The 17,271-nt window shown below is 43.9% G+C and carries 22 protein-coding genes; 4 read left to right on the forward strand and 18 right to left on the reverse strand.

The window, feature by feature from the left end; translation table 11 throughout:
- Nucleotides 1–30: 30 nt before the first annotated feature.
- From RDV49_RS09695 to asnA, 10 genes are all read right to left on the reverse strand, one after another.
- Complete coding sequence (locus tag RDV49_RS09695) at nt 31–1,743, reverse strand: cache domain-containing sensor histidine kinase (RefSeq protein ID WP_003005913.1); 1,713 nt, start codon at nt 1,741–1,743, stop codon at nt 31–33.
- Nucleotides 1,740–2,474, reverse strand: a complete 735-nt coding sequence (locus RDV49_RS09700) for a response regulator transcription factor (RefSeq protein ID WP_003005910.1) — start codon at nt 2,472–2,474, stop codon at nt 1,740–1,742. The genes RDV49_RS09695 and RDV49_RS09700 overlap by 4 nt, the downstream gene beginning before the upstream one ends.
- 58 nt (nt 2,475–2,532) lie before the next feature.
- Complete coding sequence (gene msrB, locus RDV49_RS09705; protein WP_003005907.1) at nt 2,533–3,654, reverse strand: peptide-methionine (R)-S-oxide reductase MsrB; 1,122 nt, start codon at nt 3,652–3,654, stop codon at nt 2,533–2,535.
- A gap of 11 nt (nt 3,655–3,665) precedes the next feature.
- Nucleotides 3,666–4,226, reverse strand: coding sequence for a redoxin family protein (locus RDV49_RS09710; RefSeq protein WP_037608329.1), 561 nt, complete (start codon nt 4,224–4,226; stop codon nt 3,666–3,668).
- Nucleotides 4,227–4,282: 56 nt separating this feature from the next.
- On the reverse strand, nt 4,283–4,621 hold the full coding sequence (locus RDV49_RS09715; RefSeq protein WP_003005903.1) for a hypothetical protein: 339 nt from the start codon (nt 4,619–4,621) through the stop codon (nt 4,283–4,285).
- 26 nt (nt 4,622–4,647) lie between these two features.
- Entirely contained in the window at nt 4,648–5,358 is a 711-nt protein-coding gene (gene ccdA2 / locus RDV49_RS09720; protein ID WP_003005901.1) for a thiol-disulfide oxidoreductase-associated membrane protein CcdA2, read from the reverse strand.
- Between the two features lie 162 nt (nt 5,359–5,520).
- The gene (locus RDV49_RS09725) at nt 5,521–6,603 is read right to left on the reverse strand and encodes a SepM family pheromone-processing serine protease (protein WP_003005896.1); all 1,083 of its coding nucleotides are present in this window, start codon (nt 6,601–6,603) and stop codon (nt 5,521–5,523) included.
- A complete protein-coding gene (coaD, locus tag RDV49_RS09730) occupies nt 6,587–7,075 on the reverse strand; it encodes a pantetheine-phosphate adenylyltransferase (protein ID WP_003005894.1) in 489 nt (162 codons plus the stop codon). Before coaD ends, RDV49_RS09725 begins: the two co-directional genes overlap by 17 nt.
- Nucleotides 7,065–7,604: a 16S rRNA (guanine(966)-N(2))-methyltransferase RsmD gene (rsmD, locus tag RDV49_RS09735; RefSeq protein ID WP_037607783.1), complete on the reverse strand. Its 540-nt coding sequence runs from the start codon at nt 7,602–7,604 to the stop codon at nt 7,065–7,067. Before rsmD ends, coaD begins: the two co-directional genes overlap by 11 nt.
- Before the next feature lie 247 nt (nt 7,605–7,851).
- Nucleotides 7,852–8,844 carry an aspartate--ammonia ligase gene (gene asnA, locus RDV49_RS09740; RefSeq protein ID WP_003005888.1) on the reverse strand — a complete coding sequence of 331 codons (993 nt, stop codon included), beginning with the start codon at nt 8,842–8,844 and terminating at the stop codon, nt 7,852–7,854.
- 160 nt (nt 8,845–9,004) lie between these two features.
- On the opposite strand from asnA, the gene RDV49_RS09745 reads away from it, so the two are divergent.
- From RDV49_RS09745 to RDV49_RS09760, 4 genes are read left to right on the forward strand one after another with little or no spacing between them, the layout of a single operon-like run.
- Complete coding sequence (locus RDV49_RS09745; RefSeq protein ID WP_037607780.1) at nt 9,005–9,682, forward strand: helix-turn-helix domain-containing protein; 678 nt, start codon at nt 9,005–9,007, stop codon at nt 9,680–9,682.
- Nucleotides 9,683–9,684: 2 nt separating this feature from the next.
- Nucleotides 9,685–11,097 (forward strand): Y-family DNA polymerase, encoded by a 1,413-nt coding sequence (locus RDV49_RS09750; RefSeq protein ID WP_003005881.1) that lies wholly within the window; start codon nt 9,685–9,687, stop codon nt 11,095–11,097.
- Complete coding sequence (locus RDV49_RS09755; RefSeq protein ID WP_003005879.1) at nt 11,094–11,465, forward strand: hypothetical protein; 372 nt, start codon at nt 11,094–11,096, stop codon at nt 11,463–11,465. Before RDV49_RS09750 ends, RDV49_RS09755 begins: the two co-directional genes overlap by 4 nt.
- Nucleotides 11,446–11,772, forward strand: coding sequence for a DUF5960 family protein (locus RDV49_RS09760; RefSeq protein ID WP_003005875.1), 327 nt, complete (start codon nt 11,446–11,448; stop codon nt 11,770–11,772). Before RDV49_RS09755 ends, RDV49_RS09760 begins: the two co-directional genes overlap by 20 nt.
- Before the next feature lie 52 nt (nt 11,773–11,824).
- Here RDV49_RS09760 and RDV49_RS09765 read toward each other — a convergent pair whose 3' ends face one another.
- From RDV49_RS09765 to yhbY, 8 genes are all read right to left on the reverse strand, one after another.
- Nucleotides 11,825–12,541, reverse strand: coding sequence for a YebC/PmpR family DNA-binding transcriptional regulator (locus RDV49_RS09765; RefSeq protein ID WP_003005873.1), 717 nt, complete (start codon nt 12,539–12,541; stop codon nt 11,825–11,827).
- 120 nt (nt 12,542–12,661) lie between these two features.
- Entirely contained in the window at nt 12,662–13,759 is a 1,098-nt protein-coding gene (locus RDV49_RS09770; RefSeq protein ID WP_003005870.1) for a nucleotidyltransferase, read from the reverse strand.
- 6 nt (nt 13,760–13,765) lie between these two features.
- A complete protein-coding gene (locus RDV49_RS09775) occupies nt 13,766–14,506 on the reverse strand; it encodes a class I SAM-dependent DNA methyltransferase (RefSeq protein ID WP_310744368.1) in 741 nt (246 codons plus the stop codon).
- A 323-nt stretch (nt 14,507–14,829) separates the two neighbouring features.
- Entirely contained in the window at nt 14,830–15,183 is a 354-nt protein-coding gene (gene rsfS / locus RDV49_RS09780) for a ribosome silencing factor (protein WP_003005865.1), read from the reverse strand.
- 14 nt (nt 15,184–15,197) lie between these two features.
- Nucleotides 15,198–15,698, reverse strand: coding sequence for a cysteine hydrolase family protein (locus tag RDV49_RS09785; RefSeq protein ID WP_003005863.1), 501 nt, complete (start codon nt 15,696–15,698; stop codon nt 15,198–15,200).
- Entirely contained in the window at nt 15,699–16,295 is a 597-nt protein-coding gene (gene yqeK / locus RDV49_RS09790) for a bis(5'-nucleosyl)-tetraphosphatase (symmetrical) YqeK (protein WP_003005860.1), read from the reverse strand.
- Nucleotides 16,292–16,924, reverse strand: a complete 633-nt coding sequence (locus RDV49_RS09795) for a nicotinate-nucleotide adenylyltransferase (RefSeq protein ID WP_003005857.1) — start codon at nt 16,922–16,924, stop codon at nt 16,292–16,294. The genes yqeK and RDV49_RS09795 overlap by 4 nt, the downstream gene beginning before the upstream one ends.
- A 21-nt stretch (nt 16,925–16,945) precedes the next feature.
- On the reverse strand, nt 16,946–17,257 hold the full coding sequence (yhbY, locus tag RDV49_RS09800) for a ribosome assembly RNA-binding protein YhbY (protein ID WP_003005853.1): 312 nt from the start codon (nt 17,255–17,257) through the stop codon (nt 16,946–16,948).
- Nucleotides 17,258–17,271: the final 14 nt, after the last annotated feature.

A 17,271-nucleotide genomic window follows, 5' to 3' on the forward strand; every position in this document is an offset into this window, starting at 1 on the left:
AAAAAGAGACAAAGAAGGCAATCTTTGTCTCTATACATGTTCATCAGATGATGAAAGTGGCAAATAAAGAGTGATTTTCGTATAGCTATTGGCCTTAGAATCAATCTCCATATGATAGGCTTCGCCAAATTGAAGATGCAATCGTTGGTCCACATTTTTCAAGCCAACACCTCCTAAACGAAGAAGGGTTTGGACTGTTGATTCTGATCGGTCAAACCCTCGTCCATTGTCAAAAATCGATACGCAGGCGTAGTCTCCACTGACTTCAGTTGTCACTCGAATGAGACCTGGCCGATCGATCTCTTTAATGCCATGGTAAATCGCATTTTCCACTAAGGGTTGAAGCACTAATTTGGGGATCTGATAGTCGCCCAACCGTTCATCTTCTAGAATTTCATAATTGAGCTTTTCACCATAACGTTGCTTTTGAATGAAAAGATACTGCCGGACATGGTCGATTTCATCTCTCAGTAGGATTTGCTCCTGGCCTTGGTTGAGAGCCAGTCGAAAATATTGAGCCAGAGACTTGGTGATGTCGACCACGCGCCGACTATCATTAAACTCTGCCATCCAGACAATCGTATCCAAGGTATTGTAGAGGAAATGCGGATTTATCTGAGCCGAAAGTGCCCGCAACTCGTACCGCCGCGCGTTTTGCTCCTCTTCCTTAACCTGTTGCATGAGGTTATCGATTTGGTCCAACATAGCATTAAAAGCTTGAGCGAGGTCCACTAATTCTGGAGATCCTTTGGCTACAGCCCTCACGTGAGCTTCTCCTGCTCCAATCCTCAAAATGATAGTCTGAAGGTCTCGTAAGGGTTTGATCCACAAACGAAGAACAAAACCAATCCCTATTAAACACATGATCAAAGCTAGTAATCCAAGACCAATGAAAGAGTACAGGAGTTGTGACTGAAGCATCTGAAGTCCTTCAAGTGAAGCCACTCCAATCAAGGTCCAATCGCTATCTGGAATTGGAACCTGATAGATAAAATTCTGCCCTCCTTTTGCATAACCATCTTTCACAGCAATATAGGGCTGCATGGCCTGCATTTCTTGGCTGGAGGAATAGACCGCCTTTTTAGGATGGTAGACAAACTCATGCTTTTGATTAATGATAAAACTAAAGCCTTGTTTCCCCAGTTGAAGGTGATCCAAATAAGCCTGAAGGCTATCGTAGCCAATATCCAAGCGTACTACTCCGAGATTTTGGCCAGTCTGATCGACCACTTCTTGGGTAATAGAAACCACCCATTTTTCTTTTTCCGAGGTCAAGGATTCCTTTCGAGCTGGCGTCAAGACCGGCATGGCTCTTTCCTTAATCGCCTCTTGATACCAGCTTTCATTCATCATATCTGAAGAAGTCTGCATGCTGATTTTGGAATCTGTCGCTACCAGACGTCCATCCTTGGTCACCAAGACCGCTGAGACCAAGTCCGGATCCGTTTCAATCATCGTTCGCATCAGGTGTTGAACCGTTTCTTGATTCTCACTCTTGTCTTGTGCAAATTGGCGAACAGCCTGCTCTTTGCTAAGAACCGTGGTGGTCTGCTTTAATTTTTTTAGATAGGAGGTGATGAACTGACTGCTTTGATCGATACTATTTCTTGTCGTCCGCTCTGTTTGCTGGCGGATTGTCCCTGAACTCGTTTGATAGTAAAGGCTACCGATAAGACCAAAAAGTAAGAGAATGAAGAGAAAAAAGTAGAGGACCAGCTGAATCAGCAAGGGATATCGTTTCATTCATGCTCTCCTTTTTTGTACTGCCTTGGTGTCACCCCAACAACCTGCTTAAAGCGTTGAGAAAAATAGTTCATATCTTCAAAACCCACCTGATCGGCGATCTCATAAATCTTTAAATCCGTCGTGAGAAGCAAGAGTTGAGCCTTCTTCATTCGCTCTTGAATGAGGTAGTCTTGGAAGGGGAGTCCCAATTTTTTCTTGATCAATACACTTAGATAAGAGGCACTAAAACCAAGTTGATAGGCCAAATCCTTTAGGGTTAACTGGGAATCTGCTAAACGAGCATGAATGGCTTCTTCCAAGTCTGTCGAATAACCATGACTGACCAAATCTTCGACTTGCGCCTTTTTTCGCTCTTGATCGAGTTTTCCCTTCACCTTTGCTAACATCTCTTCAATATCATCTTTTGAAAAAGGCTTCAGCAAATAATCATCTGCACCTAACTTGATGGCTTTTCTCGCAAACTCAAAGTCATCATAACCTGTCAAAAAAATGATATGACAAGACGGAGACTGCTCTTTGACGAGATGGGCCAGATCCAAGCCGTTCATTTGTGGCATATTGATATCAGTTAGAAGGATATCGGCTGGTTGATCTTGAAACTTCTCCCAGGCCTCACGGCCATTTTCTGCCTGGTTGATGACGATCATTCCAAACTGTTCATAATCTACTAAGGAAGTCAGACCCTGCCGGATAAGCTCTTCATCTTCCACAATCATGATCGCATACATGTCTTTCACCTACTTGTCTTTGCTATGCTTATTATAGCAAACTATAGATCGAATTGTCTCAGACATAGTCCAATAAATAACCGTAGCCCTTTTCTTTCATTTCTGCTTTGGGAATGAAGGTAATAGACAAACTATTGATGCAATAGCGAAGGCCACCTTTTTCCTTAGGACCATCGGTAAAAACATGGCCCAGATGAGAATTTCCTACACGGCTCCGAACTTCTGTCCGAGTCATATTGAAACTCTTATCCTCCTTATAGATGGCCACATCAGGACTAATAGGCCGACTGAAACTTGGCCAACCACAACCCGAATCAAATTTATCCTTAGAGGAAAAGAGAGGTTCACCGGTCACGACATCTACATAAATACCGGCATCAAACTGATCCCAGTAACGATTGGAGAAGGCCCGTTCGGTATCATTTTTTTGTGTCACCGCATACTCTTCAGGAGATAACTTCTTTTTGATCTCCTCATCGCTTGGCTTGGAGTAGCGACTAGCATCTATAACAGGATAAGATGCCTGATTGACATCGATATGGCAGTACCCATTCGGATGTTTCTTTAGATAATCCTGGTGGTAGTCCTCAGCCTTGATGAAATTGGTCAGTGGCTCTTTTTCCACTGCTAACGGTTTGTCGTATTTTTTTGCTTCTTCTTCAAAGACTTGGTTAATAGTTGGAAGGTCTTCTTGAGAGACATAATAGACACCTGTTCGGTATTGTGTTCCTTGATCATTTCCTTGTCGATTCTTCGACGTTGGGTCGATAATCCGGAAATAATGCAGGAGCAATTCTTTCAGAGATACCTTCTTGACATTGTAGGTGATGTGAACTGTTTCGGCATGCCCTGTTTGAGGGACTAATTCATACTTGGTCGTTTCTCCCTTTCCATTGGCATATCCTGATACGGCATCAATCACACCTGGAACACGGGAGAAATATTCCTCTACGCCCCAGAAGCAACCACCAGCCAAATAAATTTCACGCTGATCCTTTGGATCAACCGTTTCCTTTGTTTCCTTTTTGGCTACTGGAGTCTGACTCATGGACGCTTTTTTGATCATCTCAGTGCTTGTTTCTGATTGATCCATTCCGTTTGATCCCTTACTAAAGAAAAAGAAACCAATAGATAATAAGCCAATGAGAAGGATAGCAAACACTTTCCACTTTGTTTCCATTGTCTATCTCCTTACTGCATGTTCTCTAGGGTCTTGAGGATATCCTCTTTATTCATATAGCCAATATGACTCTTTGCTAAAGTCCCATCGCTATTGATAAAGAGCGCCGATGGATATGAACGAATCCCATACTCTTTTAGCAGTTCCCCTTTACTATCCAGTAAGACCGGGAAATCCTTGTAATCCAAAGACTGGTACCAATTTTTGAAATCTGCTGCTGATTTTTCGCCATTAAAGGTTGGAGCTACAACGGATAAGACCACATAATCCTTACCTGACTCTTCTTTTGCCAACTCATTGGTATCCTCTAATGTCGACAGGCAAATAGAGCACCAGGAAGCCCAAAATTTGAGGTAAACTTTCTTTCCTTTGTAATCGGATAAGCGGTAGGTCTTGCCATCCACTCCTTGCAGGCTAAACTCCTTCACTTTCTTTCCAGATGGTTGCCTATCCCCAGCTTTGGCTGTTTGTTGGCTCATATCTTTGGTGGAAGTAGCCATTCCTTGGCTTGAACAAGCGCCCAGAAGTCCAGCACATACGAACCCAGTAGCTACTAAAGCTAATTTTTTCATCATTATCACCTCTTTAAACAAGGAGAAAGTCATCCTCAGATGACCTCTCCCTTCTTTTATTCCTTGTCTGATTTCATATCCGATGATGCACTCTTTTCGTCTTTCATTTCTGAATCGCTAGATTTCATCTCATCTTTTTTCATATCGTCCTTCATTTCAGAACTGCTGTCAGACATCATAGATGAATCTTTCATGTCTTCTTTTTTCATTTTATCATCGGACATGGACGAATCCTTCATGTCATCCTTCTTCATGTCATCCTTCTTCATATCGTCCTTCTTCATCATACTACTATCGTCCGTTTTTTTCATGTCTGAATCTGATTTCTGTCCAGAACAAGCTGCTAAAGTGACAATGCTAAGTGTAGCAATAGAAAGTGTAAGAAATTTTTTCATGATTTTTCTCCTTTAATCCTTTAAGATTAGTGAAACAGGGATGCGAGGCTATTAAGATTTCCTAGCATCAGCAAGATACCCATCAAGATGATGAGGGCACCACCAATTTTTTTCAAGGTTCCCATGTGGGGCTTGAGTTTAGCAAAATGTTGTAGAACCCAGCTAGAAGCCAGTGCCAAGACTAAGAAGGGGAGCGCCAAGCCTAATGTATAGACCAGCATCAGGAGAGCGCCTTGTAAAGCACCATTTCCTCCAGAAGCGGCAATGGCTAGAACCGAACTCAAAACTGGTCCGACACAAGGGGTCCAACCAAAACTGAAGGTGACCCCTATCAGAAAAGCATTGAAGAATTCATTGCGCTCCCGATTCTTTTTGAGTTGGATGGTCTTTTGCTTTTGGAGTTGTCTCAGATTGATCACTTCCATTTGGTGAATCCCTAATAGGATCACAATCCCTCCTAGCAGATAGCGAAACCATGGAGCATAAAGCACCTGGCCAAGGGCCCCTGCACCGTATCCTAGAATTAGGAAAACAGTTGATAGACCTGCGATAAAACAAAGAGTCTTCACCAAGCCGTACCAAGAAATATCTCTTCCAAAAATCCGAACAGTTTTCACACGTTCAGAATCCAATAGAATCCCTACATAGACTGGCATCAGTGGCAAAATACATGGGGAGAAAAAGGATAGAACTCCCGCTAAGAATACTGAAATGGAAAACAAACTGGTTTGAATCATTTCACTACCTCCCTTTCTTTCTGATACCAGTATAAAGAAAAAATCCCTCTAAAAATAGAGAGATTGATAAGCAAAAACTTGAATTTGATTAGAAGGTGAATCTTCCTATCTGCCAACTCGACCTCGTACTTTCAAGTACGAGACTGATCTAACAAGATACTTCTAATTCTTTTTCAAATAATCGATGGCATCCTGCAAGGTTTTGACGGGTACAATTTTCATCTTCGAATGAATTTGTTTCGCTGCTTCTTTAGCTGTTTCATAGTTTGATTTGGCCTTGGGATTGGCTTTCTTTTCTTCTTTGGAAACAGGGTTATTAGGGGCAAAGAAAATTTCTGCTCCTTCTTTATCGGCTGCGACGACTTTCTTGTCAATCCCACCGATATCGCCAACCGTTCCATCTTGGTTAATGGTTCCTGTCCCTGCAATATGGCGTCCCTGACGAAGATCTGGATCAGCCACTTGGGTGTAGATAGCTAGGCTAAACATCATGCCGGCACTTGGTCCACCAATCCCTTGAGTCGCAAATTGGACAGGAACATCGCCTTTGGCTTCAGTCCGGTCGATCAGGCTAATTCCGATTCCGTTTTTCCCGTTGGACAATTTGATGATCTTCCCATCTGCTGTCTTGGTTTGTCCATCCTCAATATAGGTCACTGAAACGGGATCGCCAATTTTTTGAGAACCAACATAATCAATCAATTCTTTGGAACTCTTAAAGGTCTTGCCATTCACACCGGTGACGGTATCCGCAATGTTCAAGATTCCCTTAAAGGTCGAATCATCTGCCACTTGCATGACATAAACACCAAGAAAGTCCATCTGGGTTTCTTTTCCAGCTGTCTTTAACCCTTGGTAGATAGCCATATTTTGCGAGGTTTCCATATAGAATTGGTTAATCCGCGTAAATTCTTGGCTCGAACTACCACCTGTCATATCCTTGGCAGAGTAGATATCTGTAAAAGGTGTCGCCCAAGCATAGATCAAATCAGCCGGGGTCGCTTCTTTCACTGCCACGGTTACAAAGTCATAGGATCCTGACTTGGTATCCGCTTTTCCATCGACTGTCATGACCGATCGAATGTCTTCTGCCGTTCCTGGCATCTCAATATAATAGGGAAGGCGAATCACAAAGGCAGCTAGCAAGAGGAGCAAGAAAAGAACGCCTGCAATCGGCCATCGGTATTCTTTCAATCGTCCTTTTTTCTTTTTTGTAGGCAAGCTTGGTTTATTCGCTTGTGTCATCTTTGATTTCCTCCATTACACTCTCTGGGACATAAGGTGAGATATCCTGCTGAAAAGCCAGCAACTCTCGAATACGGGTTGAACTAATGGCCTGGTAAGGAGGCTGGGCGTAGAGATAAACCGTCTCCAATTCAGGCGCCAACTGGTGGTTAAAATAATCCATATTGGCTTCGTATACCAGATCCTGTGCATTGCGCAAGCCCCGGATCAAGGTAATGACCCCAAGATTGCGCGCCACTGTCACAGCCAACTCTTGAGTTGACGTCACAATTTCAACATTTTCCAAATGAGCCAAGGCCCCTTCTACCATGCGCACGCGCTGCTCAATAGAAAAGAGTCCGACTTTTTCCGAATTATAAAAAATTCCTACATAGACACGGTCAAACAAGCGACTAGCTCGCTCGATCAATTGCACATGCCCAATGGTAATCGGATCAAACGATCCTGTAAACAATCCACTTCTATCTGACATATACTGTTACCTTACTAATTCCATAGATTTTTTCTTTCCAGATTCCCACTTGTCCGATTTCCTCAGGAAGTTCTACGTGTTTATCAGTTTCGCACACAATCATGATGTCCTCTGACAAGAGTTGGCGCTCGCACAAGGTTTCGATATCGCGGACAATCTCTTCCTTGGCATAAGGAGGGTCCAAGAACACCAAGTCAAAGGTGCCTGTTAAAAGCCCTAAGGCCTGCTTGGCCTCCATTTTTAGCAGTTGAAACCGTTCCTTTTCCTTGGTCATGGCAATATTGGCTGCTACAATCTCCTGTGCTCTGCGGTCTCTTTCCACTAAAACGGCCTCTGACATGCCTCGAGAAACGGCTTCGATAGAGAGCCCACCGCTTCCTGCATAGAGATCCAGCACTCTTCCACCATCAAAGTAAGGACCAATCATATTGAACATGGCCCCTCTGACCTTATCAGAAGTTGGCCTGGTTGTTTTTCCTTCAAGTGTTTTGAGGGGACGTCCCCCATAGGTTCCAGATACTATTTTCATAGGGACCATTATACCAAAAAAAATCAGAAAATTGCGATTTGATATGGTCAAGCGACAATTAAAAGAGGCTGGGACAAAAGTCCTAGCCTCTCAATTATTTTTGGATTGTCGAGCAAGACGCAGTGGTTGAGTGGGCTCTACTACGCTGATTTCATCAGCTTTTACAGCCCTACTCAACTGTGCGGAGGTGGGACGACGAAATCGAATTCTAACGAATTACCGATTTCTGTCCCACTCTCTTTCTTCCTTATAGAATATTTTCATATTCATCGCGGACAGATTGAGGCCAGACACTGGTTTGGACTTCACCGATATGTTTCTTACGAAGCAAGAACATAGCCAAACGAGATTGCCCGATCCCTCCACCAATCGTGAGTGGGAAAAGACCATTTAATAAAGCTTTGTGCCACTCTAATTGGAGACGATCCTCGTCCCCTGTAATCGCAACTTGACGGCGAAGCGTATCTTCATCGACACGGATCCCCATTGAAGACAACTCAAAGGCTGAACCTAGAACGTCATTCCAGACGAGGATATCACCATTCAAGCCCTTGTAGCCATTTTCAGACTCTGTTGTCCAGTCATCGTAGTCAGGTGCACGGCCATCGTGTGGTTTGCCATCTGCAAGCTCTCCACCAATCCCGATCAAGAAAACGGCTCCGAATTCTTTGGCAATGGCATTTTCACGCTCTTTTGGAGTTAAATCTGGATAGCGTTCCACCAACTCTTCTGTGTGAACGAAGGTAATTTGTTTTGGAAGAACTGACTCAATGTCATAGCGCGCTTCTACTGCTAGTTCTGTTAAACGAATCGCCTTGTAGATTTTTTCAACCGTTTCTTTGAGGTAGGCGATATTGCGTTGACCATTTGGGATGACTTTTTCCCAGTCCCATTGGTCTACATAAACAGAGTGGATAGCGTCTAGCGAATCTTCATCTGGACGAAGAGCCTTCATATGGACAAAGAGACCTTCTCCTTCGCCAAAACCAAAACGTGCCAAGGTATGGCGTTTCCATTTTGCGAGTGAATGCACGACTTCATAAGTCTCATCAGGAATTTGAAGGACCTTTACAGATACCGGATGTTCAATCCCAGAAAGGTTATCCTGCATCCCGTCTCCTACCTTACTCAAAATTGGCCCTTGGACTTCAATGATATCCAATTTATCTTTTAAATACTGCGTAAACGTCGTTTTAACAAACGAAATTTCTTTTTGTTGATGTATAAAACTTTTTTTCATATAATTCCTCGTTGTTAGAAGTTGTAAAACTGATTATACTCTTTTTTCATTCAAATTCCAAGCCTTTCCGTCACCTTATAACTGAATTTTTCTCTTGCAAAAGGATTTTATTTTTGATAAACTATACGTAACTTTTAAAACGTTACATAGGAGAACTGACATGTTTGATGCAAAAAAACTAAAAGAAAGACGCCTGGAAAAAGGCTTGACCCAAGCAGATGTCTACGAGGATCTCAAGATTTCTCGCAAGACATACTCCAGTTGGGAGAATGGCTTAGCGGAGCCACACGAAAAAAATCTCAGGAGGTTGGCCAAGCGCCTCTCCGTTAAAGAGGACTACTTTATTAACAAAGACTCCGCACTCTACACCTACCCTTTATTAACCCCACCTCATCAAAAGAAAGTCGACCAGTTGGCCAGCCAGTTATTCGAACAGCAGCAAAAAGTTGTTTCCTTGACAGCTTATAAGGTTCTTTCGGTTGAGCTTGCAGCTGGTTTGGGACACACCTTTTATGACAACGAAACGGACTATGAAACTGTCTATTTTGACCAAGAGATCCAGCACGATTTCGCTTCTTGGGTATCAGGTGATTCGATGGAACCTCTCTATCCCAACGGCTCTGTTGCCCTCATGAAGCAGACTGGCTTTGACTATGATGGGGCTGTCTACGCCCTCATCTGGAATGGAAAAACCTACATCAAGAAAGTCTATCGGGAAGCGGAAGGTTTGCGCTTAGAATCCATCAACCCTGATTACGACGATTTATTTGCTCCCTATGAAGACGAGCCCAAAATCGTCGGCATTGTGGTCGGGCATTTTCTTCCACTAGAGGTTTAAATATGCTATTTGATTATTCACGTGAGCCTCATTCTGATATTGCTTTTGTGGATATGAAAAGTTTTTATGCCAGTTGTGAATGTGTCCGTCTAGGGCTCAATCCCTTGACGACTTCTCTTTGCGTCATGAGTCGGAGCGACAATTCAGCTGGCCTAATTTTGGCGAGCTCTCCCGTTTTCAAACAAGTCTTTGGCAAGAAAAATGTCAGCCGTAGCTACGACCTACCTTTTGACCTCAAAACCAGAAAATTTAATAGCTACGTCGCTAAAAAACAAGGATTGCCAACAGATCCAGCCTTTATTGCATCCATTGAATCCTGGGCCAAGAGGACCCTAATTGTGCCTCCACGGATGAATGCCTACATTCAGGTCAATATGGAGATTCAAAAAGTCTTTCAGGAATTTGCAGCACCAGATGATATTTTCCCTTACTCGATTGACGAAGGCTTTATCGATCTGACTTCTTCCTTAAATTATTTTATTCCAGATCCCTCCCTCTCTCGAAAGGAAAAACTGGATCTCCTTTCTGCCAGAATCCAAAAAAGGATCTGGCAGGAAACTGGAATCTACTCTACCATCGGCCTCAGCAATGCCAATCCCCTTCTTGCCAAGCTAGCCTTGGACAATGAAGCTAAGCATTGCCGAAATATGCGCTCCAATTGGTCTTATGAAGATGTAGAAAGTAAGGTCTGGAAACTGCCCCAGCTCACTGATTTTTGGGGCATTGGACGTCGCACTGAAAAACGATTGCAAAAGATCGGGATCACGTCTATTGCCGAACTGGCTCAAGCTCACCCCGATCTCTTAAAGAAAGAATTTGGAGTCATGGGCCTTCAACTGTGGTTCCATGCTCATGGCATTGATGAAAGCAATGTCCACAAGCCTTATCATCCGAAGTCACGAGGTATTGGTAACTCTCAAATCTTGCCCTATGACTACCATCTACAACCTGATATTGAACTGGTGTTTCGGGAGATGGCTGAACAGGTGGCTATTCGCTTGCGACGGAAAAAAAAGAAGACCCAACTGGTCTCCATTCATGCCTCCTACTCCAAAATCGAGGGGCTTCCGTCCATTCACTGCCAGCAAAAGATTGAGCCTACCCAATCCACCAAGGTTTTATCCGATACGGTTCTGCGGCTCTTTCGCTCCAAGTACGAAGGAGGCGCCATTCGGCAGATTGGTGTTTTTTATGGAGAACTTGTCGAGGAGTCTCTTCAACTCCTTTCTCTCTTCGATGACCCAGTAGCCTTGGAAAAAGAGGAGAAACTCCAGCAGACCATTGACCGCATTCGGGACCAATTTGGCTTTACCTCTCTTCAGAAAGGCTCCTCATTACTAGAAAACTCACGCGCCATTGCACGCAGTAAACTAACAGGCGGACATTCCGCAGGAGGCTTAGATGGATTAACATGATCGACCGTTCTTATCTCCCTTATCAATCCGCCCGAGAATTTCAAGATCGTGGCATGGCCAAATGGGCTGGCTTCTTTTTATCCGAGCACACAACCGCCCTGCATACAAAAGAAATTGACCGCAGTCAGCTCACGGTTCTTCCACTTGCTGAACAGATCCAGCTCCTGGAGCAGGCCTTTCAACAACAAACGACGATCTCGATCACAATTCTAGAGGGGAATCAATTTGCAACCTACACAGGTTCGATTCACACCTTATCTGCTTCTGAGCTTCTTCTCAAAAGCGATGGCCACTACCACCGTCTCCTCGTAGACTCTATCATTTTTATTGAATCTGAGGAAACACCCTATGAAACCTATTCAGACTAAACACGAATTACAATTTGATTATTTTTCGGAGAATTACCACCAATTTGAGATGGACTTTTACAAGTGGGCCGCTACTTCTACGCCGCTCGTCTTTTTAGAAGATGATATTCTCCACTCTATGGCAGCAGGCCAGCGAAACTACTTTCGTCTTCACCACACCAAAAGTCGGGATCATCGAGACCATTATTTCTATTTTAAGGTTTCCACACTCTCCCAATCACCCCTGACCCGTATTTACGCTTATACAGGACATCACTTACAAAAGATAGATCCTCATCAGACAGAGAAAAAGGATAGCTTGATCTGAGAAGCTATCCTTTTTCTTGATTTATGGGATTCACTACAGTCCTTACGAGTGATTAGAATCCATCTACGTTTGTGTAGATTTTTTGTACGTCCTCGTCGTCTTCAAGAACGCTGTAAAGTTTTTCAAATGTTTCCAAATCTTCACCTGACAACTCAACTTCTGATTGAGGAATCATTTCCAATTCAGTTACTTGGAATTCTTCGACACCTGATTCACGCAAAGCAACGATCGCTTTGTGAAGATCAGTTGGTGCAGTGTAGACTGTGATCGTTCCTTCTTCTGCTTCGACATCATCTACATCAACATCTGCTTCAAGCAAAAGTTCAAAGATTGCATCCGCATCATCACCAGCAAAGACGATAACTCCCTTGTTGTCAAAGAGGTAAGATACAGAACCTGAAGCTCCCATGTTCCCACCGTTTTTACCAAAAGCAGCACGGACATTGGCAGCTGTACGGTTAACGTTTGACGTCAAAGTATCAACGATCAACATCGAACCATTTGGTCCAAATCCTTCGTAACGTCCTTCTGTAAAGGTTTCGTCAGTGTTTCCTTTTGCCTTATCGATCGCTTTATCAATTACGTGTTTTGGCACTTGCGCTTGTTTGGCACGGTCAATAACGAATCTCAAAGCAGTATTTAGTTCTGGATCTGGTTCACCCTTTTTAGCAGCTACATAGATCTCCACACCAAATTTAGCATACACTTTTGAGTTGGCACCATCTTTGGCAGTTTTTTTGGCAACAATATTGGCCCATTTACGTCCCATGAGGATTCTCCTTAAATTTTTTCAAATTATTTTCAATCTTTTATATTATATCACAAATCACAAGACTTGGAAGAGTTTTTTGCGTATCCTTCCAATTGTAGTTGCTCGACTATTCACCCTTTATTGATCTTCCACTCTCACTGGCACCCGACCCCAGATTTGTTCTGGCAATTGGGGATGGCCTAGTTGATACACCTGATCCGCTTGCTGGCTCAAACCATCCCAAGGTTCCTTACCAATTCGCGTCACCAAGTCCACTTGACCTTTTAGTGATTTGAGGTGAGCTTGGCCATTTTCAGTGAAGCCTAAGACGTGGATAGCGGTCGGCAAGATTTCCTCTCTCGCCCCTACCAAGATGTAGGTCAAGATGCGGCGAACGCGCGCCTTGGTATAGCGCTTGGTTGCGACTTTCTCCACCAGGTCTTCCACAGAGCTAGCACTTCGAACCGCATCCTTTATCCGATGGGCTAGTTCTTCATTGACCTGAAATATCTGTGTCAAATCCGGACGGGTTAGGATTTGATAACGGAGCAGTTGATCATAATTCTCCCAAGATACCTGTGGAGCCGACTGAAAGAGTTGGCTATTGGGCATGAATCTAGCAACAAAGTCCTGATCTTCCTTGTGTAGGCGTAGACTAGTGGCAGAAGCATAGGCCACCTCTTTTTCTTCTGAATGGTAGCCCGCACCCTGGCGCTGGACGGGCTTAAGCGCAATCCCCTTCCCAGCACAAGCCTTGGCATAGGCCAAGCCCAGAATATGGTTGGGAGTATCTCCTGTGAACTCCACTCCAGCAAAGGTTTCCCACATTTTTTGGTTTTTTTGTGGATAGGATAAATCTTCTGGAAGGCTTCGCAGGAAAGCTTCCATTTCCGCTTCTTTCTCCGAATAAACAGTCGCAATCGCTTGGTAATCTAAGACCGCTTCTGTCCCAAAAGTCAATTGGTCAATTCCCAGACGGGACAAGATTTCTACCGCTCCCTTGGCAAAATGATCAGCCGACTGAACAGCCACGAGAAAGGGGAGCTCGACCACCAGATCCGCTCCATTATCCAAAGCCATCTGCGTGCGAATCCACTTGTCTACAATGGCAGGTTCGCCACGTTGAACAAAATTCCCAGACATGGCAACAATCTTCAGCCCTTCTGCCTGTTTGAGCAGGTACTTGTGACCATTGTGAAAGGGATTAAATTCTGCAATAATACCTGTAACTGTCATGTTTTCCTACTTCTGTGCTACAAAAAACCAACGTTTGCTGGTCTTTGTTGGCTCTTTGTCTTCAAAATCTGCATACAATTTGAAAGATTTAAAGCCAGCCTGCTCCAATAAGATGTCATAGGTTAAAACTTCATAAGTGCGTTCCTCATGAACTTCATCGTGGCGACTAAAGCTGCCATCCTCTTCTTGGACAAAGAAGGTCAGCTCATGGACGATCGAGTGAGGTGCCGCATCCTCATAGGTATCCCAGAGCATGGCAAAGTCTTCGGCATTTTCGTGGTAGGAATAGCCTGGGAAAACCTCATCTGTCTGGTAGGTCGAATGGACATCAAAGATAAAGACCCCATCTTCATTAAGGGCATTGTAGACTTCTTTAAAGACGTCTCCTACTTCCACCTCGTCCTTCATGTAGCAGATAGAATCCGAGTAGCAAGTCACGAAATCATAAGTGCCTGCTTGCGACAGGTCCAGCATATTGCCCTCGATAAAATCAATTTTCTGCTTGGCTGAAGCAGCTCTTTTTTCAGCAATTTTCAGCATGTCAGCACTCAGGTCTAATCCTGTCACATCAAAACCAGCTTGAGAAAAGCGGACAGACTGAATCCCTGTCCCACAAGCCAATTCCAGTAATTTTCTCCGATCCTTACTTTTAGGAAGATGCCGGAGGGAAAAATCCGTCCATAAGTCATACAGACTATCATCCATGACCGCATCGTAGACCGCCGCAAACGTTTCATAAGTCGCCATATTCATGATACCAAGTCCGCCCGTAATCCGTTAGAAAATTAGGAGCACGACGATGGAGCTAAGCTCCAAGGAGAGCTATCTATTTTCCGAGGAGTACAGGACGGGTTCAAATCCTTTCTAAGATACAAAGAGCCTTAAAAGCATAGAGAAAATAGGAAACTTTCTGCCCTATCGTCAGATACAAGGGAAGTTACTCTTTTTCTCACAGCTTTTAGCTCGTGTTCAATTATCAAACCAACTAAACACGAGGCTCCATCCTTTCTTTCCGTAGAATTTTCAATTTAACCAACAAAACTCAGTTGCTACCAACTGAGTTTACCTGCTTATGCTAGGGCTGCTGAAAGATCGACAGCACTTGCTTCGTGCCATAGCTTTTCTAGGTTATAGTGGGCACGCATTTCTTCTGAGAAGACATGGACCACCACACTACCTAAGTCAAGAAGGACCCAACCTCCAGCTGAATCACCTTCGACGTGGCTGGCATTGCCACCAGCTTCAACGACCTTCTCGCGAATATTTTCAGCGATAGCCTCCAATTGACGGCTATTCATAGAGCTTGCGATGACAAAGTAGTCTGTCACGCTGGTTAAGCTTTGAACATCCAAAGCTACAATGTCTTCTGCACGCTTTTCATCTGCTGCTTTGACAACTAGTTCAAGTAGTTCTTTTTCTTTCATGTAATCCTCTTTCCTTAAAAAATTGATTTGTAATCTAAGACATCCGCAAAACGTTCTGCCCAAATATTTTCATAAAATTCATTAAGCGTTTCTGCTGGAATATCCTCTCCATCAAAGGTTGTGACAGCTCCTTCTGGAATGACCAGCTTGTAGCCATATTCAAATCCCACTTTGACGGATGTATCGACACAATATTCTGTCTGCATACCACACAGGACCAGTTGTTCAATCCCTTGTTGATCCAAGTATTCTTTTAATCCTGTCTCTTTAAATATGCTATTGTATCGCTTCTGAAACACCTTCTCATCTGCCTGCCTCTTCAACAAGGGCGATAATTGCCAATCTTCCGAAGTTAAAGCCTCTGGCGTTTCAATATGCTGCATGTAGATAATTTCAATCTGCTGTTTTCTAGCCTGATCTTGCAAATAAGCGATCTTCTCTAAGAGCTTTTCTGCCTCAAAACCTGTTTCCACTAAGATATTTTGTACATCAATAATGATAAAAGCTGTCTTCACTCACTGCTCCTCTTTCAAATACTTCACAAAGGCGTTATAGGTTTCAAGGGTTTGGGGATAAATGGGCAATCCTTGGTGGGCCAGGTGTTCGACTGTGCGAGCCGTCTCATAGGCCACGGCACGATCCAAGGAGACTTGGGCGATGTCGCGTGCTTGATCTACCCCCGGAAAGGCCCGGTTGTGCTCAATGTAATCTGCCACATAGACAACCTTGTCTAAGGTTGACATCTGATCACTCCCCACGGTGTGAATCTCAATACTGCGAAGAATGGCTAGATCTGTCAGTCCGAGGTCTTCTTGGATCTTGTAAATCCCGACCATCCCATGCCAGACATTGTTGCCCCAGTTTTTTAATGCTGGATCCAGCTCATAGCGATCAATCAAGTCCAGAAATTCCTGATCTGATAGTTTCTTGGCGTAGTCATGTAACAAACCTGCTAGGCCAGCCTGCTCTTCGTCAGCCCCATAGCGTTTGGCCAAGTCACGCGCAGCCTTCTCAACCCCTAAACAGTGAGTAAGGCGCTTTTCTGGCAGGATTTGGCGCATTTTTTCAAGCAAGACCTCACGAGAAAAGCCTAGATAGTTTTCATAGGTCATTGATACAATCCTTCTTTCTTGATGTAGTCCAAGACTGGTTTTGGCAACATAAAATTCGGCGTCCGGCCTTTGGCCACAAAATCACGCACCATACTAGAGGAGATGTCCATTAAAGGAACATCCACCCAGATCACCGGATAAGAAGTCCCTGCCTTATAGCGTGGTCGCTGTACCCCGACAAATTGTACAATCTCCACCAATTCATCGATGCGGTGCCATTTTGGTAAATAATCTACCATATCTGCACCAATAATGAAGTAATAATCTGTGTCTGGATCCCGTTCATTGAGCAAGAGCATGGTGTCGTAGGTATAGGAAATCCCTTTCCGCTCGAGCTCAATCGTCTCGATCTCCAGACCTTCAATGCCTTCAATGGCTAATTCCAGCATCTCAAGGCGATGGTGCTCTGCAATCGTCCCCTTGGCATCGACATGCGGTGGCTCATACTCAGGCATCAAGAGCACCTTATCTAACCCTAATTGTTGGCGCACTTGATCCGCAACGACCAAATGGGCATTGTGGACCGGATTGAAATTTCCACCCAAAATACCAACTTGTTTGCGTTTCTTGTCTTTGATCTCTGGCTCTAACTCTACCTTGGTAAAGGGAGTCAATAGTTCAATTGCCATAGGTTTGCTCTCCTCGATGTCCTAAATTTCTTTTACCTTCGCTGAAATTTTACGATTTTCTTTTTTGCTCGATTGTTTGAACAAGATGAGAATCCGACCAATCTTTTGGACCGTTTCCACACCGATTTCTTCTTCCAAGATTTCTGCTACTTCATGGATGTTCTCATCCGTATTTTGAAGAAGAGTCACCTTGATCAGTTCGCGCGCATCTAGCGCTTGGCGCACACTGGTTTTGATTTGGTCGTTGAGCCCATTCTTCCCGATTTGGATAATGGGTTTGAGGCTGTGGGCTTGGCTGTTGAGGAAAGCCCGTTGTTTAGATGTTAATGTCATATTTTTACTTCCTT

Origin of the sequence: Streptococcus parasanguinis (genome assembly GCF_031582885.1) — a bacterium.
In the GTDB taxonomy this organism is placed as follows: domain Bacteria; phylum Bacillota; class Bacilli; order Lactobacillales; family Streptococcaceae; genus Streptococcus; species Streptococcus parasanguinis_M.